The sequence below is a fragment of the Paenarthrobacter sp. GQ52 genome (genome assembly GCF_059759005.1).
On sequence record NZ_JCAXEJ010000001.1, the window covers coordinates 239,244 to 261,161 of the forward strand.

Here is a 21,918-nt window from a genome sequence, read left to right on the forward strand (position 1 = left end):
CGTCCGTGAAGCTGCCCGCTACTGACGCACTGTTCATCGGTGTGAGCACCAAGATGTACATGGGCTACGCGCAGAGCCTGGAATGGCTGGAACAGTTGGTAGCTGAAGTGGACGCCCGTCCGGCCCTCGTGGCCGGGCGGGTGGTCCCGTTTGTGATCCCGTCGTTTCCGGTGCTGCCCGAGGCGGCGCGGTTGCTTGAAGGCACGCCATTGGTCCTGGGCGCCCAAAACTGTGGCTGGTCCGATGGTCCTTGGACGGGCGAGGTTTCGCCGTCGATGCTGGGGGAACTCGGTGTCGATCTCGTAGAGATCGGCCATGCAGAGCGTCGCCGGTACTTCGCTGAGGATGAGTCGATGATTGCGCTTAAGGTGAGTGCCGCCGTCGACGCCGGACTGACGCCACTGCTGTGCGTGGGGGAGCCTGAAACCCTGGCCCCGGCGGCAGCAGCTGACACGGTTTACCGGCAGATCAAGGCAGCTGTGTCCGGCGACTGGTCCGTTGCCTCTGGGCTGGTCATTGCCTACGAGCCTGTATGGGCGATCGGTGCAGCCGAGCCGGCTTCGGCAGGGTACGTTTCCCAAGTGGTGGACGCACTGCGGGATTCACTGGCACAGCATGGCCTGGCCCGATTGCCCATCATCTACGGGGGTTCGGCTAAACCGGGGCTCCTGCCGCAGCTGAACGGGGTGTCCGGGCTTTTCCTCGGCCGTTTCGCGCACGACGCCACCAACTTCGGCAGGGTGCTGGACGAAGCCCTTGCCGTCCCCAACTAAGTGCTACCCAGTTGGGTGGGGGAGACGGGTGGTCAGGGACGCGCCGGGGCGACTGCCCGCTGGCAGAGGGCCACGAAGCCACCAAGATTCTCAAGACCCTCGGGATGCGTCGGCAGGTAGTTGGTCAGTTCGGGTGAACGCACGACGACGGCACGCCACTGACCGCGCGACACCGCCACGTTGATGCGGTTCCGGGACAGCAGGAACTCCATACCCCGCGGGACTTCTCCGGCAGCTGACGCGGCCATGGAAACGATCACTACCGGAGCTTGCTGACCTTGGAACTTGTCAACGGTACCCACCCGCACCTTGCCTAGTCCGGCGACCCGGAGATGGTGTTTGATTAGCTGGACCTGGGCGTTGTACGCGGCGACCACCAGGACGTCGGTCTCTTCGAGGGGACGGGGCGCCGGCGATTCCGAAGGGTCGAGCCAAGTCAGGCCGAGGTGGGCCTGGACCTGCCGGACCACCTCCGCTGCTTCCTCGGGTGAGGACGTTGAGTTACCGGTATGCGGGACGTAGACGCAGGAAATGCCCGGAGCAACACCGTCCAGGTGCCGTTCCTTGGCCGCTGGGGCTGCCTCAAGTCGGTTGTCGTACGAAAGCTCGGAAACTGCGCCGCAAAGCTCTGGATGCATGCGCCATGAGAGCGCCAAAAAGTAGCCGAGTTCAGGCGGCAACGTGTTGTACCCGTCTGACAGCCAGCCGAGTGCTGATTCATCAACAGGTTCCGGATGCTTCCCTTGGGTGACCTGCGGAAGCTGCTGAGGGTCGCCTAAAAGCAGAAGCCGTTTTGCAGCCCGGCTAACGGCCATGGTGTTTGCCAAGGAGAACTGTCCGGCTTCGTCGATGACCAGGAGATCCAGCGAGCCCGCCGGAACCGAACTGCCCACCATGGTCCAGGCTGTTCCGCCAATCAAGGCCCCGCCCGGCTTGGACAACAGTTCTTCGACGTCGCCTTTGGCGCACTGTGTCCACGGCACGGGGTCGTCGTGTTTGACTTCCTTCGCCACCCGCTGGGGATCCGCACCGGCCTTCTCCACGGCAGCGCAGAGCATGTTCTCCACGACGGCATGCGACTGGGCCACGACGCCCACTTTCCAGCCAGCGGCGACGAGTCGGGCGATGACGTGGGATCCGACATACGTTTTGCCGCTCCCCGGAGGTCCCTGGACGGCCAGGTAGGAATTGTCCAAATCCTCGACCGCAGTTGTGATCGCGTCAACGTAGCCGTCCGCTCCGGCCGCGACGGCTGGCAGAGCTGGCAGTGTACGAAGCTTCGGAGGCTGCCTCCGCACAAGATCCAAGGAACAGTCGCGCGGCCACTGCGGAAGGGCAGCACTGAGTTTTGTGGCTAAAGCCGCGAGTGCTGCCCGCTGCCCGTTGGTGGCAATGGGCGGATCGGGGGTCAGCGCCATGGGCAGTTGGCTGAACTCCGTGGAGTCCTTGCGAAGGCCTTCGGAGATGGTGACTGTTTCGAAGTCCTCGTCGTCTCCCACCTCTGTGACCAAAGTTCCGTTCCAGCCTGCACGGCCAAGCGCGGCGGATTCCTTCGCCTGGAGCGAGTCCGGCAGAGGAGAGCCGTACATGCGGAAGTATTTCTTACCGGGTTCCAGCCCGGCGCCGTCACCGGACCGGCCATAGAGTTTCACGAGCCGCGCAGGGTTGCTCCGAGGTGTCGGTTTTGCCCAGTCCTGCAGCAGTTCGGCGTGGTCGACAACGAAGAGGTCGCGCTCGTCAGGCCACTGGGAGGTTGGTTTTTCCAAACGGTCGAAGTGTCCCCACCAGTGCTGCTTATCCTCGCGACGGTGATACCCGACGCCTGCGGCGACGATGCCAATAGCTCGGGAATCGGGAGTGGCTCTCAGGTCCTCGGGCAACGCGGCGAGGTAGTCGAAGAGTGCTTTCTCTTCCGGAGCCGCCTCATACTGATCCGGTTCGGTCTTATCCGGTTCGGTATCTTCGGGGGGCGCTTCGTCCGCACCCCCTGGCACGATGGAACGCTCCGCAGCACGGGCAAGCAACCAGTTCCGCAGTTCCAGAGTCGAAAGGCAGTCGTATTCGTTGTAGTCCCGGATGCCTTCGAGGATCACTGCTGCTTCTTCAGGGTTTCCGGTATCCCTGGCCATGCAGTAGTCCGCGTAGGCAACAACTGAGGCGCCGGCGTCGGTCACGTCACCCGAGCGCAGGTGTTGGCCCATGTAGAGAGGCTCGAGCTTTTTGATGCTGTAAGAGTTCTCTGAGGTCCGGATGCTGTGCCGGACGGTGTCGTAGAGGTCCACCAGAACGCCTTGGCGCAGGAGGTCGTCGACGGCGGATTCGCCCACCACGTGCGTCAAAGACAGGTTGCGCAGGGCCGTCTTTTCGTAGGCAGCGTAGTGGTAGATGTGCATGCCCGGATATTGTGCCCGCCGCTTGGCCACGTACTCAAGGAAGTCCACAAAGGCCTTGCCTTCTTCAGCCCGTGAGTGCGCCCAGAAGGGCCTGAACACCGGCTCGGTACCAGGTTCTACAGGGTTCTCAATGACCCCGAACAGGTACTCCAATCCCCACTTTTCGGTGACGGGGTCCTGCCACAGGGGATCGCCTTCGAAGTCGAAGAAGATGTCGCCCGGATCCGGTGCGGGTAGCCTGCCCAATGTGTGGTCCGGCAGGACGTTGTAACTGATGGCTTTGGCTTCGCCGGACTTGGCCGTGTACTTGACCGTGCCATCAGGCGCACCTGTTCCGGTCTGCAGCCGCGCCTGCTCACGGAGCCGCAGCAACGTGGGGTCGCCCGCCTCGGGCATGACTGCCAGTCCGTCAATGGTGGTAACGCCGGCCTCGATCAGCTTCTTGCGCCGACTGATCCGCATGCCGGCCACCATGAGGAGATCCCGATGAAGTTGTACTTGCTCAGCGCAGTAATCACACCGGCCACAGGCGGAATAGCGGTCGTCACCCCATTCCACAGGCCCGTTTTCCGAAACGTGCGCCTCGGTCATGCCAAGGAAGCGTTCCCGCCGTTCCCTGAAGACGGGAAGGACCTGGGCAAGGGGGTGGTCGCTGTGGACGCGGTTGCCCAGCACCAGGGTGACAGTGGGATGCGGTGTGATCCCAGCCTGGATGAGTTGATCTCCATAGGCTGCCAGCTGCAGGAGGGCTGTGACCTTGGCGTGCCGTGCGAGCTTGGTGTCGAAGACGGCATACTGCCCGCCGGGGCGCCTCACCAGGAAGTCGGAGCGGCCATGGAATTGGCCATCGAAGAAGGCGGCTTGGAAGACGACGTCCGCTCCGGAGCCCAGGGCGTCGATGGATTCCGCATGCTTGGCCGAAAGGGTGGCGCGGTCCATCGCTGTGGCGGGGACGACGTCGTAAACGCCTTTTCCTGCGGCCGCATCCCATGGCCCGAACTCAGCAACGAAATCATCCAGGACCCGGTGCTCGTGGACGTCGCCCAGCTTGGCTGTGCGCTCCAACATGGCGTCAGTTGCGAAGTCCGGCTTAGGCGTGCGGCCCAGTTTTTCGTCGAGTTTCCGGAGTAACTGGTACTCGCAGGTGGCGGCGATAACGAGGTCGCTGGCCGAGAACACCAAGTCCTGCGGGGCGCCCGCGATCTGAGGATCGAGAAAGAACAAAGCGACCCACCTGCCTTTCGATGCCGTGATTAAACCCTTGCAGCCAAGCTATCAGCGGGCCCTGACAATATAGAGCGCAGCCACTTTAGACTGCTCGCATGACTGAAACAGCCCCGACCCCGGACCTCGCATTCGAAGCCGCCTACCAAGCCGCACAAAAGAGCCTCAGCGAGGGCGGTATCCCCATCGGAGCCGCGTTGGCCCGTGGTGGGGAAGTCATTGCCAGCGGCCACAACGAACGCGTCCAGCACGGCGACCCGATCGCGCACGGAGAGATGGCCGCGCTGAGGGCGGCCGGGCGTCAGAAGAGCTACCGCGACACCACCCTCTACACCACCTTGGCACCATGCGCGATGTGCACGGGAACCATCATCCAGTTCAAAATCCCCCGAGTGGTGGTAGGTGAGGCCGAAACGTTCCCCGGTGAATTCGACCTCCTGCGTTCACGAGGCGTGGAGGTCGTGGTGCTGGACGACCCCCGGTGTGTGGACATGATGCGCACTTTCCAGGAGGATCACCCGGAACTCTGGGCAGAGGACATCGCGGAATAGCCACCGCAGCAGAAGAGGGAACGACGGCGGCACCAAGGGCGGGATGCCGCCGTCGCCGGCTGCGGGGGAGCCAGTTACCACCTAGCCATCCGACGGCCTTTTGGAGGGCTTCCCCGGAGACGACCGGCGGGAACGGGCCGCCGGAGTTGATGGGATCATTTCCTTGACCTGTGCTACCACAGCAGCGTTGGCCCCGCGGGTGCCCAGATCCTTGACCAGGGTCTCCACCTCAGTTTTTGCAGCCGCAGAATCGTCCGCTTTGGCATGCAACTCCGTCCGCAATTCCACCAGGCCTCGGTAGGCAAGGTTGCTCGCCGCGCCCCCTGTCTGCTGGTAACTGGCGAGACCTGCATCTGTCAGATCGAGGGCGCGCTGCGGATCTGCGCTATGGTGCTTGACCATTTTTTCGTCCCTGCGCCGGTAGAAGTCATCTCCCACGGACTGCGCGACGGCGGTTGCCGCCTTGACGCCCAAAGGCTCGCCTCCGAACCGCTCGGCCGCCTCGGTTAGAGCATCCAGTCCCTTAGCCAAATAGGGTGACATGGAACCTTCAAACGCCAGCGTCAATCCGACTTCGCGGGTGAAAAATTCCGGCGCAAAACGATCCTCTTCGCGTGTAACAGGAAAACCGACGCGAAGGGGCAGCGTATTGGACGCTTGGATGATGCCGTCCGTGGAGTAGACAGCGCGGATCAAGTACTGCCCGGGCTCGTCGAAAGCGAAGCCCTCCACGCCAAAGGCGAGCTGGACCAGTTGGCTGTAGCGGTCACCGCCATCGCTTTCGCCACCCGGTGCGGGGTCAAGTTCTATCATCTCGGGGAGGCCGTAAAAGCACACCACCGATTCATGCAGCACGATGCTCCCGTTCGGCTTTTGGACGTAAACCGTGGTGTTGCCGTAGCGAGGATCCAACCTGCCATCCACCAGCACCGGTGCATCGCTGGTGTTGCGCAGCCGGAACTCCACGAAGACCGGCTCCATGTAGTCAAAATGTGTCTTGGCCGATAGCGTCAGTTCGATATCACTGCCTGGGCCGCTCACCGTCATGGCGCCCGCAGGGGATTCCAAGTGGCCGCCGGACGCCCACGGATCGCCGCCCATGATCACGGCTGCACGATCACCGTGACGCATGTGGAGCAGCTCGTCGTCGTCGAACCGGAAGCGGAAGTTACCCCAAAAAGTGTCTGTGCCGTTGCGCTGATCGTATTTCCAGTCGTAGTTCATCCAGGACAACGAGTCCGGTCTGGCCTTGTCCCACGCATGCAGGAAATTGAAAGCATGCCCGGCCTCGTGGACCCAGGTGTAGAGGAAATGGCGCATGGCCCAGGCCTCGTCTTGGGTGGTCGGGTTGGCGACAAGGTCGGTGAACCAGGAGTGGTTCCGGAATACCGCAAAACCCTGGCGATCGGGTCCGCGACCCGCGCCACCGAAGCCTGCTGCGGCGTCGAACATGATGCCACCTACCCCGGCGCTGTCGAAAATGCCGGCCTGGATGCCCCACATATTCCAAGCAGGCCAGCCTGAGTTGAACTTGCCGAACGAGGTTTCCATGGCGTCATGGAGTTCGCCGACACTCCAGGAAGCGAAACCGGGAGCACTGTCGTCGATGACAGTATGCACCGGATCAACCGTGACGGCGATCCCGGCGTCCCGATACGAGGACTCGATGGTGATGTTCCTGTTGGAAAGATCGGCCGGACGGTTGTTGTGCGCGTGGCTGTTGTAGGCCGGAATCTTCGGTTCAACGTCCACAGAGGAGCAGTAGTCCAACTCCAGGTTCATATCTCGGAAGGAATCCGAGCGATAAGCGCAGGAGTATGGCCTGCCGGCAACACCGCCGGCAGTAAAGGAAGCCACGGCACCGGTGATAGCCCCTTGGAACCATGAGACCAGGATGTCCACTGCGGTGGCCGGGTGGCTTCCTTTCCAGTAGCGGACTGTTCCGGAAATGCGGGCGTTGCAGCGGGTGATGGACACGGTGGGGTTATCCACGACCCACGACTCGACATACGTTTTCACCAGTTGGAAACGGCCGGCGATTCGCACGAATCGCGTGCTGTAGAAGTCACCACTGACCTTGTTCAGGACTGGAGATTCCACGCTGCGGCGGGGATCGATATCCAAACGGAGGTCCAGCGAACTCCCAATCAGGGCTGGCCCGGCCTGGGTTCCTTCATAGCGACCACTGATGGGTGAGGAACGCCAACACCTCCACCAATCGTCCGGTGGCCGGGGGATGGGAAATGGTTGTGGGAAGGGCGGTTCCGGAAACGGCGAAGGGTCCGGAGGAAACGGCGGGACCGGGGTAGGGGTAGGGCCGTCAGGGACAGGGGTGTACTGGGAACCGGGGACGTTGGGGGAGTCCATGGGGGGATCTTTCTCGCTCTGCAAGCAGCCAATATGCGTCCGCACAGGCGCTGCTGCGGATGTGCGACATGACGGTTCAGGGCGGAGGGGTGCGCGTGGGAAAGCTCAGAAAGAGCCAAAGTGGCCAATGCCCAGAAGCCGTGTATAAACCCATCCTGAGGATACTCCAGCGAATGGATTATATCTAGGGGTGAACGTGATTTTCCTCCTCACTGCCGCCCGAATCATCTGGTCAGGAATAGACGCCGAGCGTAGGCTGGCATCATCGGCGTCGGTGCCGAGAGGCCCCGCGTCGATAACCCCAATCGATGAAGGAGGATCCATGAGTGTCGTACGTGAATTCATGACAACCAACGCGCAGTGCATCGAAGAGGACAAAACTCTTCAGGAAGCCGCCAGGCTGATGCGGGACATGGACTGCGGTTCACTTCCCATCTGCGGCCACGACGGCAAACTCACTGGCTTCATCACCGACCGCGACATCGTGGTCAAGTGTTTGGCAGAAGGTAAGGACGCCCGGGAAGTACGCGCCAGCGAACTCGCCACCGGCAAGCCCTTCTGGGTGGACGCCGATGCCAACGTTGACGAGGCCGTCACCATGATGGAAGAACACCAGGTGCGCCGCCTGCCCGTCATCAGCGACCACAAGTTGGTAGGCATCATCAGCCAGGGCGATATCGCGCGCAACCACTATGCAGAACAGCGCCTCGGCGAGATGGTGGAGCACATTTCAGCCAAGGAGCGCATGTCGCACTGATACCAAAGCCAACTGATAACCCAACCCAGCCGCCGCGAGGCATCCCTTTACAGGAACGCCTCGCGGCCCGTTCCCTCACGCAACACGAGTTCGCCGTCTTCAATCGAGACGAGCAGGCTCTTGGGTTTCCCCGCGAGCTTCTTCGTGGCGCTAAGCCTTCGGCTGCTGACCTCAACGCCCACGGTGGCACCCTTCGCGGGCAGCTCCACTGTTAGTTCATCGGCCATCCCCAACAGCATCTTTGTGGATACATCCCGCTCGGACACGGCCTCCTTGCCGTTGACGGTAACGGTCACGTCATCGGAAACAAACCCGTCCTGAAGGATGATGAGCAGTTCCTGCATGGTCCAACTACAGCACTAACTGCCCCCACGGGATAGGCCTTCCTAGTACCCGCCTTCGGAAACTGTCGGCCAGGTGAGGCAAACTGTCATGGTGACTTCAAATCTCCAACACCAGTCAGCTGACTCCGCCATCCACGCCATGATTGCCGAAGAACTCGGCGTCAAGACCTGGCAAGTCAAAGCCGCGGTGGAACTGCTCGACGCCGGATCCACCGTCCCTTTCATCGCCCGCTACCGTAAGGAAGTCACCGGGACGCTCGATGACACCCAGCTCCGCGACCTCGAGGAACGCCTCAGATATCTGCGTGAGCTGGAAGAACGACGCAAGTCCGTCTTGGAAGCGATCGCCGCCCAAGGCAAGCTGACCCCGGAACTGGAAGCCGCCGTCGTCGGGGCCGATACCAAGGCGCGCCTCGAGGACATTTACCTCCCGTTCAAATCCAAGCGCCGCACCAAGGCCCAGATCGCGCGCGAAGCCGGGCTGGAGCCGCTGGCCGATGTCCTGCTGGCCAACCCGCAACTGGACCCCGCCACCGAAGCCGCAAAGTACTTGAACGCCGAGCACTCCATCGACGACGCCGCCACAGCGCTCGCGGGAGCCCGCGCAATCCTGGTGGAGCGCGTAGGGCAGGACGCAGACCTCGCGGAGGACCTCCGTGAACGCCTCTGGAAGCAGGGACGCATGGTGTCGCGCGTCAAGAAAGGCATGGAGGCTGAAGGCCAGAAATTCAAGGACTACTTCGATTTCACGCAGGTGCCTTCCGGCATGCCGTCGCACCGTGTTCTTGCCCTGTTGCGCGGTGAGAAGGACGGCGTCCTTGAGTTGGATCTCGCCGAAGCAGACCCAGCCGACGACGACGCCCTGGCCGCCGCCCGCGGCCGCTATGAAAACGCTGTGGCCAAGTGCCTTGGGGTCGCCAATAACGGGCGGCCCGCGGATGCCTGGTTGACGCAAACCGCGCAGCTGGCTTGGCGGGGTCGCATCCTGGACCGGCTGACCACGGACCTTCGCGGACGCATGTTCGCCGACGCGGAAGATGAAGCTGTTCGCGTGTTCGCCGCCAACCTGCGCGATGTCCTGCTTGCCGCACCTGCCGGCAACCGGGCAACGCTTGGCCTCGACCCCGGACTCCGGACCGGCGTGAAAGTGGCTGTCGTGGACGGCACCGGCAAAGTTGTCACCACGGACACCATCTACCCGCACGCACCGGCGAAAAAGTGGGACGAGGCGTTGGCCACGCTCGGACGGCTCGCGAAGCAGTACAACGTGGAGTTGGTGGCGATCGGCAACGGAACGGCTTCCCGCGAAACGGACAAATTGGCGACGGAACTCATCAAGTCATTCGAAGCTTCAGGCTCCAAGGGGATCCAGAAGCTGGTGGTGTCAGAGGCCGGGGCTTCGGTGTACTCAGCCTCGGCCCTCGCGGCTTCCGAACTCCCTGGCATGGACGTCTCGCTTCGGGGTGCTGTTTCCATCGCCCGCCGGCTTCAGGACCCCTTGGCCGAGTTGGTCAAGATCGAACCCAAGTCCATCGGCGTGGGGCAGTACCAGCACGATGTCACCGCCGCCAAGCTCGACCGCTCGCTGGATGCCGTGGTGGAAGACTGCGTGAACGCCGTGGGCGTGGACGTGAACACGGCATCGCCCGCGCTGCTTAGCCGCGTGGCCGGCGTCGGGCCGCTGCTGAGCGAGAACATCGTGGCCTATCGGAACGAGAATGGGCCGTTCGCCAAGCGCAGCGACCTCAAGAAGGTGCCCCGGCTGGGTGCCAAGGCGTTCGAGCAATGCGCGGGCTTCCTCCGGATCACCGGGGGAGCGGAGCCATTGGATGCCTCCAGCGTGCACCCGGAAGCGTACTCCGTGGCTCGGAAGATCCTCGTAGCTGCCGGTGGCGGTCCCGCCACGGCGTTGGATCCGCAGGCATTCGTCGATGGCACGTTCGGCCTACCGACCGTCAAGGACATCATGTCCGAGCTGGAAAAGCCCGGCCGCGACCCCCGTCCCGCGTTCAAGGCGGCCTCCTTCTCTGAAGGCATCGAGAAGATCTCCGACCTCAAGCCCGGAATGATCCTGGAGGGCACTGTCACCAACGTGGCTGCGTTCGGCGCCTTCGTGGACGTCGGAGTGCATCAGGACGGGCTGGTCCACGTCTCGGCACTGTCCAACAAGTTCGTCTCGGATCCACGGGAGATCGTGAAGTCCGGCCAGGTGGTGCGGGTCAAGGTGTTGGAGGCCGATCCCGAGCGCAAGCGGATCTCCCTGACCTTGAGGCTCGACGACGAACCCGGCACTGCTGGTGGACGCACCTCGGGTGGACGTACTTCAGGCGGCGAACGTGCTGGTGGTCAGCGCGGCGGCGGTCAGGGTGCTGCCGAGCGCGGCGGCAGCCAAGATGCCCAGCGCGGCGGCCAAGCCGGGCAGCGTTCGGGCCAACCTGGCCAGGGTTCACAACGGCAGGGCCAGGGTGATCGGCGTCAGGGCGGCGCTCGCCAAGGCAAACCCCAGCAGGCTCCGGCCGCTCCTGCCAACACAGCAATGGCTGAAGCATTGCGAAGGGCCGGACTGGGTAAGTAAGCCCCGCTGCCAACGAATCCCGCCCTTGTTCGTGTGCCGTCCCGTTCTACGGTGAGTCGGACGAACACGGGACGGATTCGTGAGCGGATGCCTACAAACCCGCGGTCCGGGCCTCCCACGCCTCTGCGTTCGAAGCCTGCAGAGCCATCGGTAGCCAGCGCCCGATACGTTCGAACGCCTGGCGCCTGACCGGTTCCGGCGACAGGAAAATGTCGTGGAACGCGTTCGGCAGCCGGCTCACCGTGACGGTGTCCGCCAGGGACAACGCGCGGTGGGCCACGGCGTCGACGTTGAGTGCCACGTCAGCGGTGAGCGCGTCGGCGGACCACTTTGGTTGGAGATAGCTCTTGTCCGAGAGCAACACGAGTACCGGAACTTCGATGCCCAAACCTGCTGCGACGGTTGCCTGGCCACGAAACACGGCGTCGAGGAAGGCCGGAGTGATAGGGAATCCGCGGTCAGGCCGCCACTCGAGGTTGTAGTCCCATTCGCCGTCAAGAGTGGCTGATACGGCCCGGGTGTAGATGCCCGGATCCACTGGCGGCAGCGGCGTCAAGGGATGAAGACGGGCGTGGAGTCCCACGAGGGGTGCGATCGCCCGCCTGCCGAGTTCGGTCGCCTGGAATTCCAGCCAAGGGCTGTTGAGGATCACAGCCGATGCGATGCCGGTATGGCGGGCGGCCCACAGGCTGAGGGTGAGCCCACCGGTGGAGTGTCCCAACAGGATGAGCGGCCGGTCCACGCCCGAAACACCAGAGCGGCCCATAGCTGAAAGCGCTGCTTCGATGTCGGCGTCGTAGTCCGCGAGGTTGGTGACGAAGCCCGGCACCATTCCAGGGCTTAGGCTGCGACCATAATTATGCAGGTCCAGGGCGTAGAAGCGAGCGCCTGCCCGATGCCAGAACTCGGCCACATGCTTTTGAAAGAAGTAGTCGGACCAGCCATGGACGTACAGGACGTCGGCGTCGATTCCAGCGTCGTCGGGAATTTCGCCGGGGACCGCGAGCCACTCCGGGGCGACCCCGAGGTACCGCACCAAGGTGGCGGTAGCGCCGCCGTCGAGCTTTAGCGTTTGTTGCTCAAATCCCTCGCCAAGAATGTCCGGGGTCCACGGCTGCGTCATGCGGTTTTTTCCTTCTGCCACGGCCAGCGGCCCGTTATTTCGAGCTCAAGCATGGCCCTCTCTGCCTAGGTGCGTGCCTCCACCGTCTCACAGAGCAATCGCCAGCACGCACCTGTTGCCGCCGATTGCCCCTGTAACCGCTGGTGCGAATGGCGCGATGGGGTGCGGTGCCGGTGATCGTGTGGTGCGCGGCGCGGGAAAGGGTGCGCCGGGCGGGCGAGGGCGGGGTGTCACTTGGCTGTGCCAGGGGGTGCACGCAGCAAACAACGACGGCGGCAGCCGGGTTCCGTTCAGAAGAACCTGGCTGCCGCCGTCGGGCGTTGGTGAAAGGTGCCGCTACAGCGCCGGCCGCTACAGCGCCGGGGCCGGTACCGGGAAGAAGACCCGTGGATCCTGAAGCAGTGCGGGGTAGTCGAAGTCGGTGCGCTTGATCACCTTGGTGACCTCGAAGTTGCGCGCGAACCGGCCGTCAACGGTAATGGGTCGGCCCTGGATCAGGCCAACAGCGAAGGTTTGTCCACCGTCGAAGGGAACGGCAAGTTCGGTCTTGCCGGGCAGGGTGTTGAATGCCTGCTCCTGGGCCTGACGCTTGCGCGTGGGCTTCTTCTCTTGCTGCTTAACGGGCCGCTTCTTTGGGCCCTTAACCTGACGGCGGGACTTTTCCTCCGCGTACACGAACTGGTACTCGTCGGGGTCTGCCGGGGCAGCGGCACGGGCCTTGCCGTGCGGCGGCATGGCGACGGTGGTGAGCTGCTCCGGACGGAGGTCCTCCACGTTGGCGCGCAGGATCAGCAGGCGATCCTCTTCCGGGTCCTCCGGGTGGAACTCGTGCTTGGGTTCCGGCCACACGTACTCGAGCTTTTCCTCGGTGCCGGGGAAGATCAGGGAGTAGTGCTTGGGATCCTTGGAAATCAGCTTGGAGCGGTGGCTGAGGTGCAGGTCCTCGTGTCCGAGCCACGGCGGCATGACGATCCTGGAGGCGTAGTCAGGGTGGGCCGCCTGCGGGGCGAACTCCGTGATGTTGGTGCGCGTGTTGTCCGGGTGGCCGCGAGCAATCCACTCGTCGGCCATGGCCAGGCCGTACATGGTGAGCGCGGGGACGTGGCCCATCCACATGCGCACGGCGGGGTGGGACTGCCAACCGTACTCCGGGATCACCAACGCGCGGAGAACCTGGAGGGCTTCGACGCGCTGTTTGCCGAGCCTTGAAGTGTCGAGCGCCGCGGCACTCTCACGGAAATCGGCGAAAGGGAGGAAAGTCTGCATCCTTTCAGTTTGAGGGTGCCGGGCGTAAGAACCAAGTTGAGTGCTCCGGGACACGTGCCGGTGTTGGGGCCTAGAGTTGTCGGGTGGAAACTTTTGGCGAGAAAACTACGACCACGGCGCCTCCGGTTGCCGAACTGCACCTGCACATCGAAGGGACTCTCCAGCCAGAGCTGATCTTTGCCCTGGCCGAACGAAACGGCATCGAACTGCCATACGAAGACATTGAGGAACTCCGGGAAAAGTACGAGTTCACTGACCTGCAGTCTTTCCTGGACCTCTACTACGCCAACATGGCCGTCCTGCAGACCGAGCAGGACTTCACTGACATGACGCGCGCCTACCTGAAGCGGGCTGCGGCCGGGGGAGTGCGCCACGCGGAAATCATGATGGACCCCCAGGCCCACACCTCCCGAGGCGTGGCCTTGGAAACCTGCGTCAATGGTGTGGCCAACGCACTGGCCACCTCCGAGGAAGATTTCGGTGTCTCCACCCTCCTCATCGCTGCGTTCCTGCGTGACATGTCGGAGGACTCGGCTCTTGAGGTGCTGGACCAGCTCCTGGCAATGCACGCTCCGATCGCCGGAATCGGTTTGGACTCCGCGGAGGTGGGCAATCCGCCGTCGAAATTCGAGCGCCTGTACCAGCGCGCCAGCGAGGCCGGTTTGCGGAGGATCGCGCACGCGGGCGAGGAAGGACCTGCCTCCTACATCACCGAGGCCTTGGACGTACTTCACGTAGAACGGATCGATCACGGCATCCGCTGCATGGAAGACACGGATGTAGTGCAACGACTCGTCGCTGAGCAGGTTCCCTTGACCGTCTGCCCGCTCTCCAATGTCCGGCTCCGTGCGGTGGATAAGCTGGCTGACCACCCCTTGCCGGAGATGTTGGCAATTGGGCTGAACGTTTGCGTGAATTCGGACGACCCCGCATACTTCGGCGGTTACGTGGACGACAACTTCGAGCAACTGGTCAAGGTCCTGGAGTTCTCGGTTCCGGAGCAGGCCACCTTGGCTGCCAACTCCATCCGGTCCTCCTTTGCCAGTGACGCCCGCAAAGCGGTGCTGTTGGACGAGGTCACGGAGTGGGTCAAGGCATCCGTGACCCCCGCTTAAAGCACGGCAGCCGAGACCCGTGGATCACTTGCGGCGTCTGTGATGTCACACTCAGTCACGACACACGGTGTTTACCTTCCGCAGTCGCGGGAATTAACAATTCATTGGCAAACTTCTAGGGAGTATCCACCGTTGAAGGAGAAGCATGGGCGCGAACACCGCCGAGAACACCAACCTTCGTCTGAAGGCCGTACTGGACATCCTCGCTGAGAGCGTATGGTCCGGGGCTACGTTGAACGCCGGCGAGGTGCTGGCCGAAGCGATCGTCCGAGTACCTTTCAATGACCACGAGGCTGAACTTCTCAGTGGCGGCATCCCTCGCGGCCACAAGACCCTGACGTCCGCCTCGGCCAAGTTGGTCAAGGCTGGCTGGCTGGTCAAGGGCCGCTCGGGTTGGACCATTCCGGAGGACGGCCTGGGTGCGACTGTGGCCTTCCCGGACGCGCAGGCATTTGGAGCAGCGCTCGACGCCGGAACTCCGGTACCGGCCGACGTCGCCGTTCCGACGGCCCCGCCTGTGAAGCCACAAGCCAAGAAGACAGCTGCCACCAAGCGGGCCGCTGCGAAGAAGGCCACTGAGCCTAAAGTCGCAGCCGCTGATGTAGCTGAGCCGAAGGTTGCTGCCGCCAAGGTCTCCGCGCCGAAGGCCAAAGCTGCAACAGCCAAGGCTTCCTCCGCCGCGGCTGCACCCACCGCTACGAAGTCCACTGCGAAGAAGTCCACCCGCAAGACGCCGGCGAAAGCAGCAGCCGCCTCCGCCGTCGAGACCCTGCCGCAGCCTGACGCCGTGGCGATCGCCGGGGACTTCAACAAGATCCTGGGAGCACCCGAGGATTGGGCGCCGCAGTACGACGAAGCCCAGATGGAGTTCAACCCGCTGGTCCAGGTGTGGACGCTGACGGCTGAGCTGCCCGCCGGCTTTTACACCTACAAGATCGCGCTGAACCGTTCATGGGACGAGAACTACGGTGCGTTCGGCGCCCGTGATGGTGCGAACCACGAGTTGAACCACGACGGCGGTCCGATCACCATCACGTACAGCCACGCGACGCGGGACATTGTGGTCGGCTAGGTCTATTTCCGGCTCGAAACCTGCCCTTGTTCGTCCCACGTCCCGTTGTACGGTGAGTGGGACGAATGAGGGCAGGTCTCGTTAAGGTGGTTCCATGACTGACGAAACCCTTCGCCTCACAGCCCGCATCACCGGAGTGGTCCAAGGGGTCGGGTTCCGCTACTGGACGGCCCGTAAAGCTGACGAGCTCATGTTGAAGGGAACAGTCCGCAACGACCACGACGGCTCGGTGCTGTTGGTCGCTGAGGGGGAGCCATCCGAGGTCAGTCAGCTCACCTCCTGGCTCCACTCCACCCGGGCACCTGGGCGCGTGGACAACGTTGACTTTGAGATTTCCGAAGCAACCGGGGAGTTCGACGACTTCCGCATTGTGGGCTGAGCCGTTGCTAGGCCCCGGGCGATGCCGTGGTGAGCCCTGATTCGGTAGCGGCGAGGAGCAGCCCGTGGTCGTAAGCGACCAGCCTGTCGGTCTGCAGTCGAATGGCTGCTGCCAAGTGAATAGCGTCCGCACTCCTCAACTGTCTCGGGAGTGCCGCTGCGTACATGAGGTCTGAGCGGGCCACGTCTACCAAGTTGATTCCGGCCAAAACGGCGTTGACGACGTCGAACGGCAAATTCCTCCGACGAGCTGCGCAGTGCAGTTCCGTGTAGAGGAGCATGGAAGCCACGAGATGCGCTCCTGAGGCTGCCATCTCCACCAAGTAGGCAGCAGCGGCGGCTGATTCCTGTTCGTCAACCACCAACTTCATGGCGGCGGAAGTGTCAACGTAAACGATCACCGGTCACCGCGCAGATCGGCCAGGATATCGGCTGTAGTCATGTCGCTGCTGATGCGAGGCAGTATGGTGAAGTCCACAGGTGTCGCGCTTGCCGGCCGGACGCTACCTGCTTGAAGCAATCGCTCAAAAGGCGAAGCCGATGGTGGAATGAGGGTTGCCGCCACCTCGCCATTGTTGGTCACGTCAATGACTTCGCCATTCTTCACGCGTTCCAGAATCTTACTGCTCTGGTTACGCAGTTCCCGGTGCGGAATAGTTGTCATGATCGGCCTCCGTAGCAATCGTAGCATCCTGCGCGCCGACAGCGTTTCCGCTGGTCAGGCAGGCTGAGCTGCAGTCCGCGTCGCCTCGACGTAGTGCTCCAGCGGCTGCAGCGCAGGCTGCGAGGAGCTGTCCCTGACAGCGTCGGCACCAACGGCGTTGGCTACTGACAAGGCGTGCGCGTACTCAAGTTCGGACTGGAGCGCCAGGACCAGCGCGGCGCAGAAGGCGTCCCCGGCACCGATGGTGTTGGCAATGTCGGTGACTCGCACCGCCGGAGCGCCGGCCACCCGTTCGCCGTCGACGAAGATCGCCGAACCTTCGCCCCCGTAGGTCACTGCAACCAGCGGAGCGTCGCGGAGGGCCGGGATCAGTTGGTACTCTGTCTCGTTCACGATCACCAGGTCGCAACGTTCCAAGAGCTCGGGAATGATCGGTGCAGCAGGGGCGGCGTTCAGGACAAAGAACCCCTTGGCTTGGCGTGCGGCTTCCAGCACAACCTCCTGGTCCACTTCGAGTTGGCACAGGACGGCCTCGTCGTCAGCGAACGCAACACCCTCCACGCTCACCGAAGCGTTGGCGCCGGGGCACACCACTATCTGGTTCTCGCCCCCACCGTCTACCAGCACCAGGGCGGTTCCAGTGGCAGCATCCGCCCGGGAAACGTCCTGAACGTCGACGCCGGCGGCCGCCATCGCGCTGAGAAGGCTGGCGCCGGCGTCGTCCTGGCCCACGGCCCCCACCATGCGGGAGTGTCCGGTGAGCCGGGCCGCAGCAACAGCCTGGTTGGCGCCCTTCCCGCCGGGTTGTTGGCGGAGAACGCCTCCGCCAACGGTTTCACCGGGCGAGGGGAGACGGTTGGCTGTCGCCGTGATGTCGAGGTTAATGCTGCCCACCACCGTGAGCGTGGGGGCCAATTTGGGCGCAGGGGACTGCAGGGACGTGCTCATGGGAGAACCCTTTCGGGATATTAGCGGAGGGGAGATTTCAGGAGGACTGGATGACGGAGAGGTGGCCGGCCTTGGCGGCCACCAGGCATTTGGCGAGATAGAACGGAGAACCATTCCGGCGGACGTATTGGGTGAGGACCAGCACGGGATCGGAGGGGCGGAGGCCCAGCAACTTCGCGCGGCTGGGGCCGGCGGTGCTCAGGCTGATCTGGCATTCGCCGGGGCCAAGGGTCGCGCCGGGCAGCCCGCTGAGGACTTCCAAGAGCGTTGACGCGGAAAGCGTGGGAGCTTCTGCAGCTTCAGCCAGGGCCTCGGCTTCGGGGATTCCCTGGGCGACGTTCTCCTGGAGATGGGCCAGGGGCTCACCGTTCCGGATGAGCACACTTTCCCAGAACCACACGTCCTCGTCAGGCTGGACACCAATGCCTGGCGCCACGAATTCCGACGCCGGTTGCTTGATTGCGGCTACCCGTTTGACCTGGATGTCCTGGTCCGGTCCGCCAAGAAGCTGATCGAAAGGTCGAATGTGTTCAATGCCGATGCGGGGGAGCGAATCGGCAACAAACCGGCCAACTCCGCGTCGTGCCCGGGTGAGGCCGTCTTCTTCCAGCAACATCAGCGCTTCCCGGATCACGGTACGGCTGACGTCCATCATGCTGCCCAGCTCCGTCTCCGTGGGGAGCAGGGAACCCGGCGGCAGGATTTTGGTCCGGATCGCTTCGGCGATGCGGGAGTAGGCTGCGACGCGCAAAGGCTGCCCGGGTTGGGCGGCGATGGGTCGCGACAGGAACTGGACGGCGTTGTCGGTCAAGGGTGCCTCACTTGAGATGGGTTACGGATACTGTACCGGATGACTGTGATAGGTTGCACAAGCTCGTAATACATGCTTGTATAACAACTCACATCTTGTGGCGCCGCCCGCGCCCTCGGACAAAGGAGTTTGATGTGAACATCCCCAATACCGCGGTTGACCCGCAGTCTGTAGATCCCCAGCCTGTTGACCGGCAGTCTCCATCACAGGTGACATCAACTGAAGCAGCCGCAGACGAAGGCCGCTTTCACGGCAAGGCAGCCGCGCTGCTCATCACTACGCTGGTCCTGGCGGTGCTGGCATTCCAGCTCAACGCCAGCATGATCACCCCGGCACTGCCACACATCGGCTCCTTCTTCGGCGAAACTCCCGAAGCCGTGGCCCAAGTGCAGTCGATGTTCTTCCTCGCCGGCGCCATCGCTGGACCCGTGATTGGCCGCTGGAGCGATTTCATCGGACGCCGTAATGCACTCCTGCTGGTGCTGGCCATCATGGGCGCGGGAACCGTGCTGTGTATCTTCGCACCCACCCTGCCGTTGCTGGTCACCGGCCGCTTCATGCAGGGTGTTTCCAGTGCCATCTTTGCGCTCTCCTACATCGTCCTGAACGAGTACCTGCCTGTCCGACTCTTCGGAACATCCATAGGCATCATCGCTGCCATCAACGGTGGGGTTGGCGGCGTGGATGGCTACTTCGGAGGGCTCATGGCTGAGACCCTTGGCTTCCAGTCGATCTTCGTCGCAGTCCTGGTACTGGCCGCGATCGCCGTCGTGTGTGTCATTAAAGTGGTCCCGAGTGGCAGGTCCGCCGTTGCTCCCGGCCGGATGGACTGGTGGGGCGCAGGTTCGCTGTCCGTGTTCCTGGTGTTCATCACCTATTTCGTGTCCACGGGCTCTTCGGCGGGTTGGACCTCACCGGCAGCCCTTGCCCTGCTTGCCGGCAGCATCGCGTCCTTCACGGCCTTCTGGCTCATCGAGAAGAAGCGCGAAACCCCTCTTGTGGCCGTTCACCACCTCCGTTCACGTCAGGTGTGGCCCGTCATCGCCACCACCGTACTGACGCTCGCGGGCATCTTCGCCATCATCAACTTCACTGTGGTGTTGCTGAGCCAGGACAAGGAAAACGGCTTCGGATTGTCGGCTTCGGTCGCTGCCTTGCTGTTCCTCACACCCGCAGCACTCATTGGAGTGTTCGCGGCTCCGCTCGCCGGGTGGATCGCCGACCGCCGCGGCTGGATCAAGACCGTCCGCGTCGGCACGGCAACCAGCCTGGCCTGCGCAATCATCGCGGCGCTATTCGCCCACAACCAGGTAGCAGTGCTCATCGCCATCGCCGCTCTGGGCATCTTCTACAACGGCTTCTTCCTCACCGCCATCAACGGCCTGTCCGTGCTGCTCTCGCCAAAGGAAGCGCGGGCCGCGCTGCCGGGCATCAACGGTGCTTCCTTCGGCATCGGGGCGAGCCTTGGCGTTGTGGTCGTTGCACCGTTCGCAGGTCAGGGCACCGCAGCCGGATACTCTGCGGCCCTCTGGATTTCGGTGTCCATCACGGCGCTTGCCTTCATAGTCAGCCTGTTCATCGCGGCCCCCAAGGGCGAAAAGATCTAACGCACGACGCCGGCACGCGGCTGCGCGTGCAACTCACCGCAGCTTCAGCCCACTCCGCACAACAAGCAGTCCGCTTCACCTGAAACGAGAGACCAAAATGACCCAGCCCGCCCCCTTCTTCCTTGACTGCGATACCGGCATCGACGACGCCCTCGCCTTGGCCTACCTCCTCGCCTCCCCTCGGGCGGACCTCGTGGGCATTGGCACCGTGAGCGGCAACGTCAGTGCGGCAGGCGGGGCACGGAATACGCTGGACCTGCTGAACTTGGCCGGCCACCCGGACATTCCCGTGGCTATCGGCGCCCACGATCCGCAGGTTGGCACTTTTCACGGCGGCGCTCCGCACGTCCACGGTGATAACGGCATCGGCGGGGTAGATCTGGCCCCGTCGGACCGTGAGCCCGTCAAGGCCACGGCCGCGGAGCTGCTGGTTCAATTGGCGCACAAATATGCGGGGGAGCTTCGCCTTGTGGCCATTGGCCCGTTGACCAACATCGCCGAAGCCCTGCGCCTGGAACCGAAACTGCCCGAGCTGATCGCCGAGGTCACCATCATGGGCGGCGCAGCGTTGGCCCCGGGAAACATCACGCCTGTTGCCGAGGCCAACATCGCCAACGATCCTGAGGCTGCCGCCGAAGTCCTGGCCGCCGACTGGAACGTGACGCTGGTGCCGTTGGATGTCACCATGACTAACGTCCTGGAGGAAAACCACCGCCAGGAACTGCTCGCCACCGAGCACCCGGTCTCGCAGGCACTGGGCGAAATGCTTGGTTACTACTTCGGCTTCTACGTCGACATCTTCGGCCGGGCTTGCTCGGCGATGCACGATCCCCTTGCTGCGGCCATCGCTGTTAGGGGTGTGGAACTCGCACTGGCACCGACCGTCCGGGTCCAGGTAGATACCACCGACGGACCCGGCCGCGGCCAGACGGTCTGCGATCTCCGTGGCCAGTACGCGGGATTCCCGGCGCAGCGCGGCGCACGTTGCCGAGTGGTGCTGGAAATCGGCGAGGACTTCGCGCCACACCTGCTGGGTACCATGCAGGCGGCCTGGCTTACTGAGGCACAAGCGGTGGCACCGGTCGCCTGACTGGCGGAAGACTGAGGTATCGGCGACGACGGCGGCAGCGGCCCGCCGTCGTCGCCCTCTTTAAGCTGTAGTCCTCTGGCGACTACGCGTACATGAGCGAGCCGGGCGTGGTGAGGGTTTCGCCGGTTTCCAGCCAGGTTTTGAGGCCCGAGAGGATCATGGGCCAGCCGCCGTACAGTTGGTCGTTCGCGCCTTCGCGGAGCTGATCGTGCGTCACAGTGAGGTGGCATGAGTCGCCGACGGGCTCAATTTCCCAGGTGATCCGCGACGTTCCCTCGGCCTTCACATCCTCGCCCCAGAGCGCACGCATGGTTTGGACGAGCCGACGTGGGGGATCCACTTCGATGTTTTCGCCCTCGCCGAGTGGCGCGTCCGCCTTGACGTTGTGCATCTCGAAGCGGCTGCCCGGGGTCCAGTCCGAGGTGAAGGTGTTTCCGAACTGGTATTTGCTGCGGATCTCGCTGTTGGTTATGGCTTCCCAGAGCCGCTCCGGGGTGGTCTTGATGTAAATTTCGAAGATCTTTTCCATGGGACTTTCCAATCTGGATTTGAGGTCGCTGAGGGCAGCGGCCCATGGTTCTGCGTATTTGCTCACCCATCGATCGTGAATGAGTCGGATGGGAACTGGATTCAGGAAGTGCAGCTTTTCGCGCCCCCGACGGCGGGTGACCACCAAGCCCGCATCCTCCAACAGCTTGAGGTGCTTGGCGATACCGAAGCGGGTCATCTCGAACCGTGCCCCCAAGGCGGAGGCAGACTGACCGTCCTCGCGGAACAGCTCATCCAGCAGTTCCCTGCGGGTCGGGTCTGCCAGGGCCTTGAACACTACGTCCATGGGCTCAGAATAGGTGACCAATTGG

General features: G+C 63.1%; 19 protein-coding genes. 9 read left to right on the plus strand and 10 right to left on the minus strand.

Translation table 11 applies throughout. The features are described 5' to 3' along the window. Positions 1-5: 5 nt before the first annotated feature. Entirely contained in the window at positions 6-773 is a 768-nt protein-coding gene (locus AC6CH8_RS01100; protein WP_498188338.1) for a triose-phosphate isomerase family protein, read from the plus strand. A gap of 32 nt (positions 774-805) precedes the next feature. Here the strand turns inward: AC6CH8_RS01100 and AC6CH8_RS01105 are convergent, their stop codons facing one another. Then, the gene (locus tag AC6CH8_RS01105) at positions 806-4,234 is read right to left on the minus strand and encodes a TM0106 family RecB-like putative nuclease (RefSeq protein WP_498188339.1); all 3,429 of its coding nucleotides are present in this window, start codon (positions 4,232-4,234) and stop codon (positions 806-808) included. Positions 4,235-4,488: 254 nt separating this feature from the next. On the opposite strand from AC6CH8_RS01105, the gene AC6CH8_RS01110 reads away from it, so the two are divergent. Continuing rightward, positions 4,489-4,941, plus strand: a complete 453-nt coding sequence (locus AC6CH8_RS01110) for a nucleoside deaminase (protein WP_498188341.1) — start codon at positions 4,489-4,491, stop codon at positions 4,939-4,941. 81 nt (positions 4,942-5,022) lie between these two features. Here the strand turns inward: AC6CH8_RS01110 and AC6CH8_RS01115 are convergent, their stop codons facing one another. After that, positions 5,023-7,308: a hypothetical protein gene (locus AC6CH8_RS01115; RefSeq protein WP_498188343.1), complete on the minus strand. Its 2,286-nt coding sequence runs from the start codon at positions 7,306-7,308 to the stop codon at positions 5,023-5,025. A gap of 322 nt (positions 7,309-7,630) precedes the next feature. Here AC6CH8_RS01115 and AC6CH8_RS01120 point away from each other — a divergent pair, with 322 nt between their 5' ends. Next, positions 7,631-8,065 (plus strand): CBS domain-containing protein, encoded by a 435-nt coding sequence (locus AC6CH8_RS01120; RefSeq protein ID WP_091465862.1) that lies wholly within the window; start codon positions 7,631-7,633, stop codon positions 8,063-8,065. A 47-nt stretch (positions 8,066-8,112) separates the two neighbouring features. Here the strand turns inward: AC6CH8_RS01120 and AC6CH8_RS01125 are convergent, their stop codons facing one another. After that, positions 8,113-8,409 carry a hypothetical protein gene (locus AC6CH8_RS01125; protein WP_420180379.1) on the minus strand — a complete coding sequence of 99 codons (297 nt, stop codon included), beginning with the start codon at positions 8,407-8,409 and terminating at the stop codon, positions 8,113-8,115. A gap of 88 nt (positions 8,410-8,497) precedes the next feature. Between AC6CH8_RS01125 and AC6CH8_RS01130 the strand changes: the two genes are divergently transcribed. Continuing rightward, positions 8,498-10,984, plus strand: a complete 2,487-nt coding sequence (locus AC6CH8_RS01130; protein ID WP_498188345.1) for a Tex family protein — start codon at positions 8,498-8,500, stop codon at positions 10,982-10,984. A 91-nt stretch (positions 10,985-11,075) separates the two neighbouring features. Here AC6CH8_RS01130 and AC6CH8_RS01135 read toward each other — a convergent pair whose 3' ends face one another. Together AC6CH8_RS01135 and AC6CH8_RS01140 are read right to left on the minus strand one after the other, a co-directional pair. Continuing rightward, on the minus strand, positions 11,076-12,107 hold the full coding sequence (locus tag AC6CH8_RS01135) for an alpha/beta hydrolase (protein WP_498188346.1): 1,032 nt from the start codon (positions 12,105-12,107) through the stop codon (positions 11,076-11,078). Positions 12,108-12,458: 351 nt separating this feature from the next. Further along, a complete protein-coding gene (locus AC6CH8_RS01140; RefSeq protein WP_091465870.1) occupies positions 12,459-13,373 on the minus strand; it encodes an MSMEG_6728 family protein in 915 nt (304 codons plus the stop codon). Between the two features lie 83 nt (positions 13,374-13,456). On the opposite strand from AC6CH8_RS01140, the gene AC6CH8_RS01145 reads away from it, so the two are divergent. From AC6CH8_RS01145 to AC6CH8_RS01155, 3 genes are all read left to right on the plus strand, one after another. After that, positions 13,457-14,488, plus strand: coding sequence for an adenosine deaminase (locus AC6CH8_RS01145; RefSeq protein ID WP_091465871.1), 1,032 nt, complete (start codon positions 13,457-13,459; stop codon positions 14,486-14,488). Between the two features lie 145 nt (positions 14,489-14,633). After that, complete coding sequence (locus tag AC6CH8_RS01150) at positions 14,634-15,560, plus strand: pullulanase X25 domain-containing protein (RefSeq protein WP_498188347.1); 927 nt, start codon at positions 14,634-14,636, stop codon at positions 15,558-15,560. Between the two features lie 94 nt (positions 15,561-15,654). Continuing rightward, entirely contained in the window at positions 15,655-15,939 is a 285-nt protein-coding gene (locus AC6CH8_RS01155) for an acylphosphatase (RefSeq protein WP_498188348.1), read from the plus strand. 7 nt (positions 15,940-15,946) lie between these two features. Here AC6CH8_RS01155 and AC6CH8_RS01160 read toward each other — a convergent pair whose 3' ends face one another. Genes AC6CH8_RS01160 through AC6CH8_RS01175 form a run of 4 tightly spaced genes read right to left on the minus strand, consistent with a single transcriptional unit; the run spans position 15,947 to position 18,361 of the window. Continuing rightward, complete coding sequence (locus AC6CH8_RS01160) at positions 15,947-16,339, minus strand: type II toxin-antitoxin system VapC family toxin (RefSeq protein WP_498188350.1); 393 nt, start codon at positions 16,337-16,339, stop codon at positions 15,947-15,949. Next, entirely contained in the window at positions 16,336-16,602 is a 267-nt protein-coding gene (locus AC6CH8_RS01165) for a type II toxin-antitoxin system Phd/YefM family antitoxin (RefSeq protein WP_498188351.1), read from the minus strand. The genes AC6CH8_RS01160 and AC6CH8_RS01165 overlap by 4 nt, the downstream gene beginning before the upstream one ends. 54 nt (positions 16,603-16,656) lie before the next feature. Then, positions 16,657-17,550, minus strand: coding sequence for a ribokinase (locus AC6CH8_RS01170; protein ID WP_498188353.1), 894 nt, complete (start codon positions 17,548-17,550; stop codon positions 16,657-16,659). Positions 17,551-17,587: 37 nt separating this feature from the next. Further along, the gene (locus tag AC6CH8_RS01175; RefSeq protein WP_420180387.1) at positions 17,588-18,361 is read right to left on the minus strand and encodes a GntR family transcriptional regulator; all 774 of its coding nucleotides are present in this window, start codon (positions 18,359-18,361) and stop codon (positions 17,588-17,590) included. Between the two features lie 134 nt (positions 18,362-18,495). Between AC6CH8_RS01175 and AC6CH8_RS01180 the strand changes: the two genes are divergently transcribed. Further along, the gene (locus AC6CH8_RS01180) at positions 18,496-19,968 is read left to right on the plus strand and encodes an MFS transporter (RefSeq protein WP_498188355.1); all 1,473 of its coding nucleotides are present in this window, start codon (positions 18,496-18,498) and stop codon (positions 19,966-19,968) included. Positions 19,969-20,065: 97 nt separating this feature from the next. Continuing rightward, positions 20,066-21,058: a nucleoside hydrolase gene (locus AC6CH8_RS01185; RefSeq protein WP_498188357.1), complete on the plus strand. Its 993-nt coding sequence runs from the start codon at positions 20,066-20,068 to the stop codon at positions 21,056-21,058. A gap of 82 nt (positions 21,059-21,140) precedes the next feature. Here AC6CH8_RS01185 and AC6CH8_RS01190 read toward each other — a convergent pair whose 3' ends face one another. Beyond that, complete coding sequence (locus AC6CH8_RS01190) at positions 21,141-21,893, minus strand: ArsR/SmtB family transcription factor (RefSeq protein WP_091467577.1); 753 nt, start codon at positions 21,891-21,893, stop codon at positions 21,141-21,143. Between the last annotated feature and the right edge of the window lie 25 nt (positions 21,894-21,918).